The organism is Lysinibacillus sp. UGB7 (genome assembly GCF_049058285.1).
Lineage (GTDB): Bacteria > Bacillota > Bacilli > Bacillales_A > Planococcaceae > Lysinibacillus > Lysinibacillus sphaericus_B.
In genome coordinates, this window is record NZ_JBMGUV010000014.1 from 63,132 (window position 1) to 80,058 (window position 16,927).

Annotated in this window: 17 protein-coding genes and 1 pseudogene; 9 read left to right on the forward strand and 9 right to left on the reverse strand. The window is 37.1% G+C overall.

The genetic code is table 11. The annotated features are described in order from the left end of the window. Nucleotides 1-63 precede the first annotated feature (63 nt). Nucleotides 64-510 (reverse strand): VOC family protein, encoded by a 447-nt coding sequence (locus ACOMCU_RS14165; RefSeq protein WP_010860492.1) that lies wholly within the window; start codon nt 508-510, stop codon nt 64-66. Between the two features lie 94 nt (nt 511-604). After that, a pseudogene (locus ACOMCU_RS14170) lies at nt 605-700 on the reverse strand (GNAT family N-acetyltransferase); the annotation flags it as partial. A 310-nt stretch (nt 701-1,010) separates the two neighbouring features. Here ACOMCU_RS14170 and ACOMCU_RS14175 point away from each other — a divergent pair. Then, on the forward strand, nt 1,011-1,856 hold the full coding sequence (locus ACOMCU_RS14175; protein ID WP_010860494.1) for an aldo/keto reductase: 846 nt from the start codon (nt 1,011-1,013) through the stop codon (nt 1,854-1,856). A 138-nt stretch (nt 1,857-1,994) separates the two neighbouring features. On the opposite strand, the gene ACOMCU_RS14180 is transcribed toward ACOMCU_RS14175, so the two are convergent. Beyond that, nucleotides 1,995-2,378 carry a winged helix-turn-helix transcriptional regulator gene (locus ACOMCU_RS14180; RefSeq protein WP_010860495.1) on the reverse strand — a complete coding sequence of 128 codons (384 nt, stop codon included), beginning with the start codon at nt 2,376-2,378 and terminating at the stop codon, nt 1,995-1,997. Between the two features lie 109 nt (nt 2,379-2,487). Between ACOMCU_RS14180 and ACOMCU_RS14185 the strand changes: the two genes are divergently transcribed. The 4 genes from ACOMCU_RS14185 to ACOMCU_RS14200 all read left to right on the forward strand — a co-directional run bounded on the left by ACOMCU_RS14185 (nt 2,488) and on the right by ACOMCU_RS14200 (nt 6,979). Further along, complete coding sequence (locus ACOMCU_RS14185; RefSeq protein WP_010860496.1) at nt 2,488-3,672, forward strand: MFS transporter; 1,185 nt, start codon at nt 2,488-2,490, stop codon at nt 3,670-3,672. Nucleotides 3,673-3,857: 185 nt separating this feature from the next. Next, nucleotides 3,858-4,805, forward strand: a complete 948-nt coding sequence (locus ACOMCU_RS14190) for an ABC transporter substrate-binding protein (protein WP_010860497.1) — start codon at nt 3,858-3,860, stop codon at nt 4,803-4,805. Nucleotides 4,806-4,889: 84 nt separating this feature from the next. Beyond that, nucleotides 4,890-6,473, forward strand: coding sequence for an AraC family transcriptional regulator (locus ACOMCU_RS14195; RefSeq protein ID WP_010860498.1), 1,584 nt, complete (start codon nt 4,890-4,892; stop codon nt 6,471-6,473). A 95-nt stretch (nt 6,474-6,568) separates the two neighbouring features. After that, nucleotides 6,569-6,979 (forward strand): hypothetical protein, encoded by a 411-nt coding sequence (locus ACOMCU_RS14200; protein ID WP_010860499.1) that lies wholly within the window; start codon nt 6,569-6,571, stop codon nt 6,977-6,979. A 199-nt stretch (nt 6,980-7,178) separates the two neighbouring features. Here ACOMCU_RS14200 and ACOMCU_RS14205 read toward each other — a convergent pair whose 3' ends face one another. Continuing rightward, on the reverse strand, nt 7,179-7,952 hold the full coding sequence (locus tag ACOMCU_RS14205; RefSeq protein ID WP_010860500.1) for a Cof-type HAD-IIB family hydrolase: 774 nt from the start codon (nt 7,950-7,952) through the stop codon (nt 7,179-7,181). Between the two features lie 411 nt (nt 7,953-8,363). On the opposite strand from ACOMCU_RS14205, the gene ACOMCU_RS14210 reads away from it, so the two are divergent. The 3 genes from ACOMCU_RS14210 to ACOMCU_RS14220 all read left to right on the forward strand — a co-directional run bounded on the left by ACOMCU_RS14210 (nt 8,364) and on the right by ACOMCU_RS14220 (nt 11,079). Then, nucleotides 8,364-9,059: a DUF2225 domain-containing protein gene (locus ACOMCU_RS14210; RefSeq protein WP_010860501.1), complete on the forward strand. Its 696-nt coding sequence runs from the start codon at nt 8,364-8,366 to the stop codon at nt 9,057-9,059. A 21-nt stretch (nt 9,060-9,080) separates the two neighbouring features. Continuing rightward, nucleotides 9,081-9,434 carry a hypothetical protein gene (locus tag ACOMCU_RS14215; protein WP_010860502.1) on the forward strand — a complete coding sequence of 118 codons (354 nt, stop codon included), beginning with the start codon at nt 9,081-9,083 and terminating at the stop codon, nt 9,432-9,434. Between the two features lie 205 nt (nt 9,435-9,639). After that, nucleotides 9,640-11,079, forward strand: a complete 1,440-nt coding sequence (locus tag ACOMCU_RS14220) for an erythromycin esterase family protein (RefSeq protein WP_036131653.1) — start codon at nt 9,640-9,642, stop codon at nt 11,077-11,079. A 176-nt stretch (nt 11,080-11,255) separates the two neighbouring features. Here the strand turns inward: ACOMCU_RS14220 and ACOMCU_RS14225 are convergent, their stop codons facing one another. The 4 genes from ACOMCU_RS14225 to ACOMCU_RS14240 form a co-directional block, all read right to left on the reverse strand. Next, nucleotides 11,256-12,431: a DUF4272 domain-containing protein gene (locus tag ACOMCU_RS14225; RefSeq protein ID WP_010860504.1), complete on the reverse strand. Its 1,176-nt coding sequence runs from the start codon at nt 12,429-12,431 to the stop codon at nt 11,256-11,258. 43 nt (nt 12,432-12,474) lie between these two features. Next, nucleotides 12,475-13,755: an SMI1/KNR4 family protein gene (locus ACOMCU_RS14230; RefSeq protein WP_230491868.1), complete on the reverse strand. Its 1,281-nt coding sequence runs from the start codon at nt 13,753-13,755 to the stop codon at nt 12,475-12,477. A 441-nt stretch (nt 13,756-14,196) separates the two neighbouring features. Beyond that, nucleotides 14,197-14,853, reverse strand: coding sequence for a DJ-1/PfpI family protein (locus tag ACOMCU_RS14235; RefSeq protein WP_010860506.1), 657 nt, complete (start codon nt 14,851-14,853; stop codon nt 14,197-14,199). Nucleotides 14,854-14,995: 142 nt separating this feature from the next. Then, nucleotides 14,996-15,598: a TetR/AcrR family transcriptional regulator gene (locus tag ACOMCU_RS14240; protein WP_010860507.1), complete on the reverse strand. Its 603-nt coding sequence runs from the start codon at nt 15,596-15,598 to the stop codon at nt 14,996-14,998. Nucleotides 15,599-15,733: 135 nt separating this feature from the next. Between ACOMCU_RS14240 and ACOMCU_RS14245 the strand changes: the two genes are divergently transcribed. Then, complete coding sequence (locus ACOMCU_RS14245; RefSeq protein WP_010860508.1) at nt 15,734-15,961, forward strand: hypothetical protein; 228 nt, start codon at nt 15,734-15,736, stop codon at nt 15,959-15,961. A 95-nt stretch (nt 15,962-16,056) separates the two neighbouring features. On the opposite strand, the gene ACOMCU_RS14250 is transcribed toward ACOMCU_RS14245, so the two are convergent. Further along, nucleotides 16,057-16,896, reverse strand: coding sequence for a MerR family transcriptional regulator (locus ACOMCU_RS14250; RefSeq protein ID WP_010860509.1), 840 nt, complete (start codon nt 16,894-16,896; stop codon nt 16,057-16,059). Nucleotides 16,897-16,927: the final 31 nt, after the last annotated feature.

The following is a 16,927-nucleotide window of genomic DNA, read 5'->3' on the forward strand; positions in this document are numbered from 1 at the left end:
AATTTACCTGGAATTTAAAAAGGCATGTTTTGAAAAAAAATTTCAAAACACGCCAGAAACGTTTTAATTCTCTGTAATAATCAACATATCGTTGTCATCAAACTCCCAGCTATCGCCATATGCAACTTCCCAATAATAGCCGTTAGGGTCCTGGAAATAGCCACTATACCCACCCCAAAAAACTAATTCTGGCTTCTTGACGATTTTCGCCCCCGCTTTTTCAGCTAACAAAAATACTTCATCGACTTCTTCTTTTGATTTTCCGTTATAGGCAAGGGTAATTCCTGCAAAGCCCTTACCTAATTCTAGCGGGTTTTCTTCGTTAATATCTTTTACTAAGCGATCCATTTGAAACAGTGAAATTTTTGTGCCTGCATTATTAAAGAAAATTACATCTGGGCTTGACTCATCTCCATATACAAATACTTCAAATCCAAGTCCATCACGATAAAATGTTAATGATTCTACCATATCTTTAACACCCAAAGTTATTAAATTTAATCGGTTCATCTCGTAATCTCCTTTTCTACAGTCTCCTTACTTAATTCTATTTCTGCACGTAAATCCCCTTTATCTTTATCAACAGTCCCATCTTATTATTTATTTAATTGACATCTGTCCAAATACTTTTTGTATTAGCCATCTTCAATCCACAGCGCTCCATATTATTTTGACTAGTAGAAGCAAATTTTGCATGTCCTATCACGAAGTCAAAGTTCATGCTTTTAACACCACCCCATTTTCACTATGAAAACTGATTAAAATCACATTAATCGTCTATTAAAAACTTAAGGAAGGCACTTGTTTTTTTGTGTCGTCCTCCATATTTTATCTAGCATTATAAGGTTAAAAATATACAAGTTATAAATTTTTTTCATTGTGGATCATTGATATAACACAATAGGAACCTCCGCGTTTCTATGAAACCAAAAAGTGCGTACTTTTTTTTATTTCTAGACAAAAGCATAATAAAAAAGCAACAAAGAACAAACCACAATGGAGGACTGAAAATGATAAATAATTTACAAGATACAATCACATTACACAATGGCTTAAAAATGCCTGGTCTAGGACTAGGTGTATTCCAAGTTGAAAACGATGCTACCGCAGAAATGGTGAAAAAAGCGATTGAGGTTGGTTATCGCAGTATAGATACCGCAGCCATTTATGGCAATGAGGTAGGCGTTGGTGAGGGTATAAAACAAGCATTGGTATCTACTGGTTTAAAACGTGAGGATTTATTCATTACTTCAAAGGTATGGAATGATGGCCTTGGCTATGACGAGACAATCGCAGCATACGAAGAGAGCTTGCAAAAATTAGGATTAGATTATTTAGATCTCTATCTCATTCATTGGCCAGGTAAAAACAAATATATGGAATCTTGGAAAGCACTGGAGGACTTATACGAGGAAGGAAAAATCAAAGCAATCGGTGTATGTAACTTCAATGTCTCACACTTACAAGATCTATTAAAAATAGCCCGCATCACTCCAGTTATTAACCAAGTGGAATTCCATCCACGATTACAACAATTAGAGCTACGTTCATTTTGCCATGAGCACAAAATTCAACTAGAAGCTTGGGCTCCATTAATGCAAGGTGGACTTCTTGAAGATGAGACAATCTCAAAAATAGCAAAAAAATATGGTAAGTCTACTAGCCAAGTTATTTTACGCTGGGATATCCAAAGTGGCATCGTAACCATTCCCAAATCAGCACGTAAAGAACGCATGATTCAAAATGCCAACATCTTTGACTTCAGTTTAAATGATGAAGAAATAGCATGCATTCATGCCATGAATTTAGATAAACGCGTCGGACCAGACCCAGAAGAATTTGATTTTGTCATGTAATGAAAAGAACAATTACTATAACAGTAGAACGACCAAAATGACTGCTACCATAAGTTAAAAAGAATCTGCGAGGCTCCTGCAATTCACCCGCAGAAAGCTAGCAGATTCAATTATACTAGAAAGCTTCTTTTGCTATTTTTAAGAGGTTTGCTTAACTGCAATATCTTCATCTCGTTGCATTAAATGGACATCTTCACCGTTATCAATTAATAGCTCAATGTGTTTCTCACCCCAAGTGCACAGTAAGTTCAGCACCGGATCCATTTCTTGTCCATAGGGTGTTAATGAATATTCAACCTTTGGCGGTACTTGATTGAAGACCTTACGATTAATTAATCCCGACTGCTCTAATTCTCGTAATTGACTCGTCAACATTTTTTGGGATATTCCTGGAATTAACCGACGAAATTCATTTGTGCGAATCTTTCCATGGTGAATGAGATGACACAGAATGACCGGTTTCCATTTCCCACCTATTACTTCAAGAGTAGCTTCAACACCAATATTATAAACTTTTTTCATAGTAACCTCCTGTAATATCCAAAAGTAACTAAAAGTACTCTACACAACTTTTTGATACCTATGAATATTACTACACACTATAAAAAAAATCAAAGGAGTTAGCAATATTATGACAACAACAAAAGCACTGAATGCTAAACTAACGTTACTTGCATTAGCAATTAGTGCGTTTGGTATAGGTTCAACAGAGTTTATAAGTGTAGGGCTTCTTCCCCTCATTACAAATGACTTGGATATATCGTTAAGTACGGCAGGTTTGACGGTTTCAATATATGCATTAGGTGTAACCATTGGTGCACCTCTTCTAACTGCTTTAACTTCTCGAATCAGTCGAAAAAATGTTCTATTGCTCGTCATGGTACTTTTTATTGTAGGGAATTTACTGGCTGCTCTAGCCCCTACGTTTTCAATATTACTAATTGGGCGTATTATTTCAGCTCTGGCACATGGTGTATTTATGTCCATTGCCTCTGTCATAGCGGCTGAGGTTGTAGAGCCAAATAAACGGGCAAGTGCAATTGCGTTTATGTTTACAGGACTAACACTAGCAACTGTCACAGGTGTTCCATTAGGGACTTTCATCGGTCAAGTGACAGACTGGCGAATGTCTTTCATTTTCATTGTACTAATCGGTTTAATTGGTTTAATAAGCAATGCTTTACTTGTGCCAAGTAATTTGTCAAAAGGTGAGCCTGTTTCAATGCGTGATATCGGAAAAGTTTTGGGTAACTTACGTATGCTCTTAATTTTTTTCATTACAGCAATTGGTTACGGTGGTGTATTTGTAGTATACACGTATGTATCGCCTATTCTAGAACAACACTTGGACTACTCTTCTCACGCGATCGTAATAATTTTAGTCGTATATGGTATCTGTGTGGCCATTGGTAATACATTGGGTGGTCACTTTGCAAATAACAACCCGTTACGTGCTATTTTCATTATCTTTATTGGCCTTGCTTTATCCCTACTGGGTATTAATTTCTTCTTGCAATCACATATTTTCGGCTTAATCATGGTCCTTATAATGGGACTGTTTATGTTTATGAACGTACCTGGCTTACAACTATACGCCGTACAGCTAGCAGAAAAACATGTACCTTCAGCTACTACAATGGCTTCAGCGTTAAATATTTCTGCATTTAATATAGGCATTTTCCTAGGATCTTACCTAGGTGGGTTAATTATTGACCATCTTTCTTTATCGCAGACACCCATGTACGGGTTCTTAATGGTTCTGCTAGCTGCTTTCGTTACATTAATTTGGCTACTCTTAGACAAAAATAAAAAATAAGGTTTGTAGTTGCTGCTACCTCTTCACGATAATTCTCAAGTTTGTATAAGAAACATCTAGAGAATGTGTATTGTTTGTTTTAATAATGTGTCCTATAATTTATTTGAACCAAACGAGAATGATTATCATTCTAAATTACATTTTTTCACAGTGTATCTGTACTTAAACTATAGGAGTGAATAGCTATGCGTAGAGGTCAATATTTTTCGTTAGCACTTTTATTGGTGCTGACGTTCATTTTAGGAGCATGTAGTTCTAACGAACAAAAAGTTGAGTCGAAAGAAAATCCATCATCAGTAGAAACTAGAATCGTAGAGGATGCGTTTGGTAAAGTCGAAATACCTGCCCATCCACAGAGAGTCGCAGCCGTATACTTAGAAGATTATTTAAGCGCTCTTGATATAAAGCCAGTCATCCAATGGTATCATCCAACATGGGGTATACAAGAGTATTTAAATTTAGATGTACCTAAGTTCGATGTGACAGGCAGTATAGAGGCTCTATTGGAAGCAAAGCCAGATTTAATCATTGTAGACGGAGCAGTCGATTCAGCGAAATATGAAAAGTACTCAAAAATTGCACCAACTTATCGATTAAAAGAAGAAATTCTCCAAAATCCTCGAGATATTGTAAAAACAATTGCAGATGTTTTAAACGTATCAGAAAAAGCGGATGAGGTTGTTAAACAGTATGAAGAGCGAGTAACTTCGTTAAAAACTGAATTAGATGCCTCTTTAGGTGACGAGACAGTAGCCGTTTTACGTTTAAACGTTGGAGATAAAACTTTAGCTTTATTTGGCATCGAAAATCGATTCACAGGGAATGTTTACAAAGAAACCGGTTTAACACCACATCCTTTGGTGCGTGATATGAAGGAATTCCAAGAAGTTTTATCTGAAGAGGCTATTCCCAATTTGGATGCGGATCATATTATCATCTTCCCTTCTGAAGGAACATGGGAATCGAAGGAAAATCAAGAGGCAGTTCAATGGCTTGATAGCACGCTATGGAAATCGGTACCCGCAGTAAAAAATGGTCATGTGTATATCGCAAATCGAACATATTGGCAATCAGGAGCTATTACAGCAAACTTATTAAAATATGATGATCTTGAAAAATGGTTTGTTAAATAACTGAATCTTCTTGTAAAATAGAAAGCTCTCTAAGGGCTTTCTTTCTGTTGTTTTCATAAAAATATAGAAAGGATGAAGGATGCAATGGGGAACCAACCGTTTATGTACGTATTACAAGAAATATTGTATTTCGCTCAATTCTCAGAAAGGCGATGGCAGACAAATAATAACAATGATTATACATTATTCATCATTAATAATGGCCATGGAAAACTAGTAGTAGCTGGGGAAACTATTAAACTTGATGAAGGTAAATGCGTTATTATTTCTCCAGATAACATGACTGAAATTAACGTTGAAAGTGAGTATTTTAGTTTTTATCAATTGTCGTTTACAACTATGAGTTTGGGAAATTTAAGACAACCCAACGTCCATGAAATCTTTTCTATTATAGGTGAACTACGTTGCCTTCCCGTTTCACAATGTAATAATCAGCTAGAGATTATTTATCGCAACCGCTTAATGATTGATGAACTTTCAATATTTGAGCAGCATGTTCGATTTCAAGAATTTATGCTATTCATTCTTCAACAGAATCTACCTAAATTGCACCAAAAAGATGACCGCCAATCTGTTGAACATTCCATTGACTATATCCACGAACACTATGAAAAGGATTGGACTGTCGAACAATTATCACATATTGCAGATGTTCCTCGGTGGAATTATTCTCGTCTCTTTAAAGAAATCACTGGCCACATTCCACTTCACTATTTAAACAATATTCGCATTGACCGTGCAAAACAATTACTTAGCACAACTAATGATCGGATATTTGAGATCAGTCAAACTGTTGGATTTAATAATGAATATTATTTTAACCGTCGCTTTAAAGAACATGTCGGTGTCTCTCCAGGACAATATCGTAAAAGTCACAGCAACAGCATTCGCATTTTTGCTCCTTTTTTAGAAGATTTTTTAGTTGCATTAGGCATTACACCCATTGCCCAATTTAGCCATGCAAAATGGGGAAAACAAGAATACTTGGGCTTACAAGAAGTGCCGGATATTGATGTAGCCGACGGTCACATGGAGCAGATTTTACAATATAAACCAAATTTAATTATGTTAAATGCTGGTGTAGAGCGCTGGGACACTTGCCACCATTTAAATCAGTTAGCGCCCATTTGTCTTTTCTCGCACCCTGGTGAGGACTGGCGTTCAACACTCTATAAAATTGCAGACCTAACAGGCCGAACCGCCATCATGAAAGATGTCATTAGGCAATATGAGCACACTGTCCACGATGCCAGAACAATCTTAAGTAAATCTGTTTATGGACAAACCGTTGCCTTTCTTCGTATTTCAGCAAATGGTATTAGTCTTTATGCTGGCCCAGAATGCGGCTACACAGGGCCCATTCTATATCGAGATTTAGGTTTGATGCCCCATCCGCTTGTCTGGAATATGCCTCACCACACAAGAAGATGCGCATTGACGAACGATCAACTTAGTAAACTTGATGCCCATCATCTGTTCATAACATTCGATAAACAGCATTCTACTTTTGAAGGAGAGGAACGAAATATTTTAACCTCACCTACATGGCTTGCCCTTTCAGCGGTGAAAAATCATTGCGTTTATGAAGTGGATTTTTTAACGTGGATGAACTACGGCGTACTTTCCCACAGCAAAAAAATAGAAGATGTCTTACATGTTCTTGGGTAAGACATCTAAAAGGATGCTTTTAAAGTCCATTTAGGGACCTAACGTCATTATCTTTCATAAGATAGGGTATCAGCTATTGGATAGGAGGAATTCAGTTGTATTACAATCCTTATCCGTATTTTGTCTATTCCAATCATTATCCCTCATGGGTAATACCCAATAATCCTACGCCTAGTCCATTTCCTAGACATCTAGCAATGCCGACAAATCCGGCCAACAACAGCCCCTTTCCCCCTGTGGATACACATAAGTTGGTGGCATCTGCAAAACGGGTTCAGACTATTATACGGCAAGCCCAATTACTTACGGATAAAATTAATGAGTCACAGCAATTTGCCCATAATCTTATGAACGCCGCGCAACTTTCAAATAAAACAGAAGTCGATAAATTAATTGCATCAACAGGTATCACCATTAAATTCGACGCTAAATATACACCTGATAATCTTCGAGTACTTTTTACTGAAAGCGATTGTTGCGGACTAACGTTGAATTTACATTGGTGATTGGCAGGAGTGTAAAATCCTGCTTTATTACTCATGTATTTTTATCGAATTCGGAAACTCCCTATGTAGTCCCAGCAATCTGCCTTAGCATGGTGCTAAGTGCAAATGGCGAATATCGCCTTTAAGATGAGGAAATTGACTTCAGTTGGTTATGCATGAGAGCCCTCTTCTAAAGGGGGCTCTCTATAAGCTTGATGACTTAGATTAATTGCAGTTTACGGAGTGCATACTCAATGCCATCCTCAGTGGATTTCTTCGTTACAAAGTCAGCACTACTTTTTAATCTTTCACTACCATTTGCCATCGCAATACCATATCCAACTAGTTCTAACATATCCATATCATTGTCCCCATCACCAAAAGCAATGGCTTCGTGAGAGTTTAACTGGAAGTAATTTAACACAGCTTTAACAGCAATCGATTTTGAAACATCATCTTGCAAAACATTGACGATATTTGGATGCCATCTGTCAAATTTTAAATTAGGAAATTGTAGCTTGTACTGTTTCTCCATCAGTTCATTCACATATAAACACATTAAGTAGACCTCTTGATTCACAATATCTTCATTAATCATTGGATAATCAATTAAAGATAGTGTTTCTTTCATTGCATTTAAAGTTGTTGGATTATGTACACCGTTCATCGATAATTGTTCTGTAAAAAATGTAAGACTTTGCTTATTTTCATGTGCAAAATCTTTTACTGTTCGCACAATCTCTTTCGCAAGAGGTATTTTATGAATTACTTGATCTTGGTGCTTAACATACGCACCGTTAGCTGTAATAAACGTATCGATACCTAAGGCTACTAATTCCTGACACATGGATAGCGGTCTGCCCGTAGCAGCTACTAGCCGAACCCCTTTGTTTTTTAATAACTGTAGAGCTGTCTTAGTACTTTTCACGATACTTCCATCCTCATAATTAATGAGCGTTCCATCTACATCAAAAAACACAATTTTACAATCCATTATTAGTCTCCTTCCACAAAAACGAGTTGAATTTATTATAAAATCTACAAGTAGTTAAATTAACCTACATCTAGCAAGAGTTGAACTCAAAAATATTTAGCTCCAAAGCACAAAAATATGCTTTCCAAATAAATGATCACGTTCGGTTTCACAAACTATCATAAACAATTTAACTTTATGTCAAATACATCGATAAATGCTATTACAAGTACACTTCAGAAAAAACTTAACGTACATAAAAACAACATAAATATGAACGAATATTATTTTAATAATTCTAAAGGAGTATACCAATAAACATAGAATTGTTAAAATAAGAGTTAGTTAATTAAATATATTGAACGAGCATATACATTCTATAAATAGAACAAAAGAAATAATAATGAATTTGCTGCAAAGGAGTTGAATCATATGGCTTTTAACATTTACTACTATGAAAGTAATGTAGAGTGTAAATTTTGCAAAAAACATTTTACTACCTATAAGGTACGTCCAAATCGCTATAAAATAGTTGAGGAACAAACAGACTTCATGCCAATTTATGAAGGCTTGAATCCATTGTTTTATGAAGTAGCCGTTTGTCCACATTGTGGATATGCCTACCATAAGTCCATGACAAGAACTTATGGGCCTTTCATGCTGTTAATCGATGAATTGTACATTAAAGAGCTGCAAAAACCGATGAATATTTGTCAGGAACGATCTATAGATGACGCAATTGTAAGCTATAAATTAGCATACCTCGTATCGAGGGCATCGATGGAAGAGCCTCTTTTAATGGCAAATTTCGCGTTAAAAATAGCTTGGCTTTACCGATTAAAAAATGAACATGAATCTGAAATACACTATCTCTTTGCCGCTAGAGATTTTTACAGTAAATCTTTTGCTTCCAACCAAGAGGGTGAGGAACGTATTCAATTCTTACATGCAGAACTAAGCCTACGAATTGGTGATATGGCTGAAGCAAAAAAAGGATTCTCTCGCTTAATTTCAGACCGCAGTATATCCAACAAATATAGAAAATTTGCTCGTAATCGTTGGGAAAATTATAAATATGATGAACAAACAATCCACGTAAATGAAAATATAGGGGAAATCATCAATTGATGTAATCGAGGAGGGAACAGAATGCAGCTGTTTGGCAAAAAAATTGATGCGAGAGAAGAAGATATTTTTTCAGAATTACATCATTTTTTACTAAGAAAAAATCATCGCACTTTAACGAACGATGAAGTTGTTGAATTAACAGGCGTGTCATGCGACTTACTTTATAAATGGGTTAAAGCAGGAAAATTAAAAAAGACAATCTTCCCCAACCTCGGCGCACCTTGCGAACGTTGCGGGAAAATTACACAAGCAAAAATCTGTGTTAGCTGTTCATCATCCATCGTTAGTACGTTAAATCAAGAGAAAAAAGATCAAGCATGGTTTAATCAAATGCAGCGCAATACTCCGCGAGCAAGCGCATACCACTACAAATAAGACAACAGAACACACCTTCCGAAATGTGTATAGATTTTTCATGTACGCATCTCAAGGTGTTTTTTTGTCCGCTCCGTCATCTTACATATAAATCGACACTAAGAAGAATCCGGAATTTAAACTAAATTTAAACAAGTCAAACCAGAATTTTAAACTTTACTCATTATAATTGGATTCAACAAGAGAAAGGGGCCGATGAATTTTGATGAAGCCATATAAGCAAAAAAGAAATAAACAAATGGTGTTGCTTTCATTAAGTGTAGCCTTTACTAGTTTACTAAGCTTCGCCAATGTAACCAATGCCTCAGCGGCTGTCCCTGCTATTACAGAGCAAACGGCAGTGGAAAATAATCATTTAGATGTTAAACAAGCTCGCACATCAAATGAAACACTACAAGAATGGAAAAGTTGGGTGAACGACCATGCCTATAGTTTAACGTCCATTCAACCAGAAAAACTAGAAAAACAGCAGATTCCATCTAATCACTTTGATGATTTAGATATGTTAAAGCCATTATTACATGATAAACGCATTGTCTTTTTAGGTGAAAGCTCCCATGGAGTGGCTGAATTTAACCTTGCCAAAACGCGTATCATCCAATTTTTACATCAAGAAATGGGTTACAACGTTCTTGCATTTGAAAGTGGTATGGGCAATGTAATGAATGCCCAAGGACAAATTGACAAGCAAGCCGCACAACAAACGATGAAGGATGCTATTTTTGGCGTTTGGTGGACAAAGGAAACACTACCGTTGTTTGACTATGCTAAGAAAACTCAACAAACAGATAAGCCACTCGTTTTGGCAGGATTTGATATTCAGCAACAAGGTGCATTTACAAACGGTGACTGGTTAAAAAATAGTGAACTAGCTAAACAGTTCAGTGACGTAGAAGAGCAGTTAGCGGAATGGAGCGCTAGCAAGGATTTACAAGGTTATAAAAAAGCAAAGCCAAGTATCATCGATGTATATACGCAGGTAAAATCACAGGTGAAGCCCAAGGAAGCAGAATTAAAGTTAGCTTATCCGAATGAACCACATATTGTAAAACTTATGGAAAGAACTTTAACTGATCGTATTCGTTTAGCAAACGAATATGTGGAATTAACGATTCAATCAAATATTGAAATCGAGCAAAATAACCCTGAGTCATTTTTTAAAACGATGGAATGGCGAGATCAAGCCATGCTAGAAAACTTGCTTTGGTTATCAACAGAAATTTACCCGACAGAGAAATTTATTGTTTGGGCTCATAATGACCATATTCGTAAAGTCCAATCTGAAGTTATGGGTTCTCCTTATCCGGTAAAATTAATGGGGGAACTTCTACCAGATATCTATAAAAAATATAGCTATGTACTTGGTCTATATATGGCTGGAGGAGAAACGGCAAACAATATGCGTGAACCTATGAAAGTCTTGCCCCTAGCAAAAGGATCGGTCGAAGATATTCTTTCATCGACAAATAAACCTTACACCTTCATAGACTTACGCAATCGTCAAAATGAACGAGGAAATTCGTGGATGTTTGAACCACGTTTAGCATATAGTTGGGGAATTATGCAGGAAAGTCTTGTTCCACGCGATCAATATGATGGACTTCTTCTGATTGACAAGGTAAGTATGCCGAATTATATAAAGTAGAAGAATTTGAGCATTGTATCGGTTCGCTTTGCTATTTTATCCGTCACTTTGACCATCTTATCCGTCACTTTCACTTTTTTATCCGTCAGTTCGACCATTTTATCCGTCTCTCCATCTATCTATTGAAAAAAGCAGGCTAAGGAAAAGATCCTTGGCCTGCTTTTCGTTATCATCTTCTAGGTATCCATCGAAATATTATCCCAGCCTTCATTACGATGACCCACCATCCAGAATAATCCCCTGCGTCTTTCTGTGACAATGCTTTCGTTCATGCCGGCAGGACATTCTTGCCCTTTTATTCGACTATCTACGCATGCCCAGTGCAGTCTATAAATTTTATCGGCCTCATCCAGTATTTCTTCTGTGCTACGCATCGTAGTATTGAGGTAGAACTGTTCAAATGTTTCGTGGTTAGAAACAACTTTAATTGCATAAGCACAGTCGCATACATCATCAGGAAATTCCAGCGTATCTACAAGACCTAGGGCCCAAACAAGTACCCAGTATGCTTCATATTGCCAAGAAATATTGACCGCCTCTTGCCTACTTGGTTCTTCAGCCTGTAGAAAATTGCTTTCATTATCAGTTAAGAATTCTCTCACGTCATACCTTTGCAGCATATTAACGAAAAAATCTTTGGATTCTTGGATGTTGTCACCTTGCGCTACATCACAAGCGTATTGAATGACAATTAACAAAGCGACAGCTCTCCTGGCTATATCTTCATGCGTTTTAAACTGACATTGCTCTATAGGCGCGAGCTGAGGTAAGGAATGATTAAAGGATATCCCATTTTCATTTAAATAAGCCTCTGTCTTGTTCTTTCTTAGTTCCCCCTCATCAGATGGTACCTCATGCCCCATTACCTTTTTTGTACAACCATGTGGTCTGAAATTAGCAGACCCAGATTCCCCATTTGGATACACAATAACAATCCCTTCTTGATCTAATAAAGTACCATCTGGTAAAAAGCCAATTCCTCCCATTTTCGATAGCAGCCTCGTAAATCGCTGCATCTGTTCCTCATTCATATCTTTGTCCATTTCGATGGCAACCACCGTATTTAAAACGGATATTTGTGTTAATACCAATCCCTTGAGGTTCTCATCCTCAAAAGGAATGTCATTATAATATCCCATCATTCCAGGTATATTTTTATCGAAGTAACTTGGATCCGTATCTTCAGAAATGACCCTTATCGTAAATATAGTTTTTTTAAACAACGATTTAGTTTTGATAAAATATACATTGTCCTCTCTCTTCATTTCAAAACCTTTAGCAAAAACAGTTGAAATATTAAATTCAATATCATCAATGTCATTCTTGGACGCAAATATAGTGAAATGCCTCAATATCATCTCTCCTTAGCACACAAAAGATTTCATTACCCGAAATTTACCAACTATTCAATGCATTGAGAGCTTGGTCAAATAGTTGTTTATTTTTGCGTAATAGCTCATTTTCTTTCCACGCAGTAAGTAATTGTCGCCATTTTTCCTTATCCACTCGTGTTGTAGGAGAAATTTGCCGGTGCATCATTTGACAGACTGCGCGTATCGCTGTTTGTCGCTCTGCCTCACTTCCATTTAGCCATGCAAATAATGCCTCCGCGCTTGGCTGTGATTCAACTAGAAGTTCTTCCCAACCGTCAATAGGGAAAGTTACATACGGCCTCATCCAGGATATAATCTCGGGATTATGAAAATGGCATAGTCGACGTAAAGCTATGTATGAATTTACCGGATTTTCCTCTATATCCTGAATAACGAGCAGTAGCCCTTCATCTGCTGGCAGGCAATGAGCTGTTAAATAATCACGAATCGCACCAACTACAGCCGTCTGGCTATCCCATAGCGACCTTACCCAATCTGCCGCTTCTGCTGCACATACCTGTACCAACACTTCACTCCATGCTTGCATATGAATTGATTTCGATGAATCTACTATATTAGATTGAACCGCATGATACACCTTAGTTGAATCAAAATTTGCAAATACCTCCTGAACTTTTGAGTCCTCCGCTCCGTGCATCGATACATAAATAAGAAACGATTCCAAGTTAATCATTGCTTGCTCCAAAGTTAGCGTCAAATATTGTTCAAGCCAATCCGTCCATATTTGCGAGCTAGAACGACTCAAATCCAAACCGTCCTCTCCGCAAAACTGACGATGCTGACCGCAATCTGCACCTATGCACCCAAGAGCTGTAACTCTCTCTATATAGGCATTGAAGCTTGGTGCAAGTAAGTCGAACTCACCATCCTCATGCCCCCAATACAAAACAGACCCGTCTTCAATCCTAATAAGCAGCGCGTCCCCGTTGCCAGCAGTATAGAACTGTAAATAATGATGTTCATCTGAAAAATCATCATCGCTGCCGAAATAAGGAAAATCAAGTCCTTCCAAGCTCCATCCAAAATCACCAGAGGGCATATCTTCAAGATTACTAGGAACCAACGCCTCATTTGGCAGCGACCAATACACTCCCACCTGTCGAGCCCCCGTTAGTAGCAAGTTCCGGAACTCAGATGGAATTCGAACACCAATTCTTTCTTCGACCTTTATCAGCTCTTCCTCGTTAGCTGCTGGCTGTATCTCAAGCGGATGCACCACTGCACCCTGCTGTTCAAGCTGTTTTAGCAGCGTTTCCCATCGCTCTACCCAAGTTTGCAACACTTTCCCCTCCGTCCTCAAGAAAAATATTCCATCAAATAAACCGTCTGCTACGCAGTTTCAGTAGTGCAAATACCGTGCCACCCTCTTCTCTAATCAAAGACTGTTCCAACATGTTTATTAAATATACTTCGCTTTTTTATCGTCAGAAACACTTTGACTTATTAGGTGAAACTCCTTTTATTTTGCAATTCTAAAATTACACCTTTATATATGATTTACATTTTATTTGTATGACATTCAAAATTAAATAGTCAGACCACATGTCCGATGCATGCAATCGTCCCATTCATTACTTACATTAAACAAAAAAAGACAGTTGATGATGATTGGTTCAGAAAAGCACCAAATGTATCACTAGGAGGGCACCTTATGCTTGACCGTTGCAATCAATAAATAAAGGAGACGATAGTCAAATCGTCCCCCTCATTCCTATTTTATGCGCTATAAATGTGGCTCTTGTTTCGCAAGTTCTTCAAGCATCATTTTTAATTGCCCTACCATAGGAGCCGGTGCTTTCTTTGGCGAACCCACATCAAACGGAGGCATAGGATCGTATTCTAATAACAATTGGACTGATTTACTAATATCTTCTCCACATTCCCACGCTACTAGCTGAAGAGCCATGTCGATACCAGAAGAGACACCAGCTGCCGTAACGATTTTGCCTTGGCGAACTACCCTTTCTTCAGTTGGCATGGTACCAAGAGAGCTTAGAATGTCGAAGGAGCCCCAATGACTGGTTGCCTTCGCTCCTTTTAGCAAACCTGCGGCACTCAAAATTAGAGAACCATTACACACGGAAGTCGTCCACTTAGTCGTTTCATGAATTTGCTGAATCCACTGCAATGTTTCTTCGTCATTCATTGGCCCTTTAAAATTAGGTGGACGACAACCAGGAACGACCAGAATATCGGCTGATGGTACTTCAGAAAAACTTAAATCTGCATGTAAGTATCCCATTTTAGAATCTAATTTTATTAAACCTTTATTTTTAGCGACAAACTCTACTTGCATGCCCTCTACTGTTGCGAATACTTCATACGGACCAATTGCATCTAACGCTGTGATTCCATCGTAAAGCATAATTACGACCTTCATATTAACCTCTCCTTTTAACTTCATTATTTATAAAGAATGAAAGATTCACCTCTTATACAAATCGGACCGGACGGTTCGGTCCTTAAATAGCATTATATAGTATAACCCCACATATTTCTATACAAAAAAAGAACCATGAATATTAACTATGGTTCTTTTCTGTATAATGCTGTAATAGTATTTTTACTTGGTCCACACTATGGTGCATATGTTCATTATTTAAAGATAATCGGCTTGCCATCACTGCACCCTCTATAGTCGAAAACAAAAAGGATGCTAAAGAATACGAATCCATCTCTTGCCGAAATTCCTTAGTATGAATTCCCTCATCAATTATGCCTTGTATAAAAAACACAGTTCGATTGTAGGCTTCTGAGGCTTTCTCATGAAGCTCCGGAAATCCAAAATCTGATTCGATAGCCGTATTAAGTAGTGGGCAACCTCCTTCGATTGGTGGGTTATTAACAGCATCTTGGTAGATATGAAACATCGCTATTAATTTATCGGTCGCAGTAACTATAAATTTCGTGGCTTCAAAATAATACTGCCAAATAATACTGCCCGCATATTCAAATGAAGCAATTGCAATATCATTCTTGTTTTCAAACCTTCTATATATAGCACCTTTAGGAAGTCCAGTGGCAGTCATAATATCTTGTATAGAAGTTTGACTATAACCCTTTTTATTAAATAAAGCTAAGGAAGTTTGAATAATAAGATCGCGTGTTTCATCTACCTTATTCATTTATATTCTCCTCCCCATGTAATGTAACAACTATTATAGCTAATAATGCAAAAACTTTAAATTAGTAACGATCTTTTTCTAGCGCTTTTACCATATAGTCTCCTCCATGGTAAAGCGCAAAGAATTTGTAGTCAAATGAATCGTGAGTTGTTGGTACAGGCTTATTATCCTGCCGAAAAAGGGACCGGCCATCCATCTCCTTACTTTGAGAACATCGACGCGTTAACTGAACAATTATCTAGCACACAGGGTTTTCCTTATATTGCAACAGGCTTTTTTGATAAAAATTTGAAGGGCACAAATGAACATCTATTAGAAGAAATTCAGAAAAACTATCCTGAAATTAACTTAGCCAAACATTAAAAAAAGGTTGTTGATGAGCTTAAGCACTTGTCAACAATCTTGTTAGGGAGTCAAAAAAATGATTTATCTTTAACGATAGTTCCTACAGGCATCCCTTACTCCGCTTTTTGTCTTTTTACAAGTTCCATCATAATTTTTGTCACATACTCTTCCTCACGATTTTTAATTACTGCGTCGTAAATATATTCCTCATAAACGTACTGTCCTAGCTCGTAGTCCTTGTCATGCATGACGTTAAATAATCGTTGGTATGTTTCACCTAGTGTAGTAGATGGCCCTACATGGTAACCAATAATAAAATCTCCTTCAATCGCTTTAAAGTATGGATGACCCTCACGCGGATGGGGCTGTTCCATATATAGGTAACAATAATTATCATAGTTACCGGCTAATACTTGCTCTCTTTTTGTAATACCGCCGATTGGATAACCAGTATCCAATTGCGAACGGTCTAACTCATCTATAAAATCAGAAACTGCCTTAACAAACTGTTCTTCTGTGGAATCCTCAATATTTTTACTTAAATACAATGTATCCTCAGGGAAATGTTCGATTGTAATACTATTAAGATCAAGATGTAGTGCTTCCACTGTTGAATCAATTTTTACATCAATAATATTTTCAATCATTGCAAGCTCTTGGCGCTTTTTCGCAACAATCTCCTTTTGCTGATGCATTAATTCTAAGAAATTTTCGGGTGATTTATCTGCCATATATTCCTGAATTTCCTTTAGCGACATACCAACCGCCTTCAATAATTCGATCACACTAAAAAAATCATATTGTGCAATGGAATAAAAACGATAGTCCTTACTATCTTTCATGATTGGTGATAATAACCCTATTTGATCGTAGTAAATCAGTGTTTGCTTATTAACTTTACAAAGCTTAGCAAACTCCCCTGTTGTAAAAAACTTTACATTTTGATTAAGCATTTTAAGTTTCCTCCCTTGACTATATAGTTAC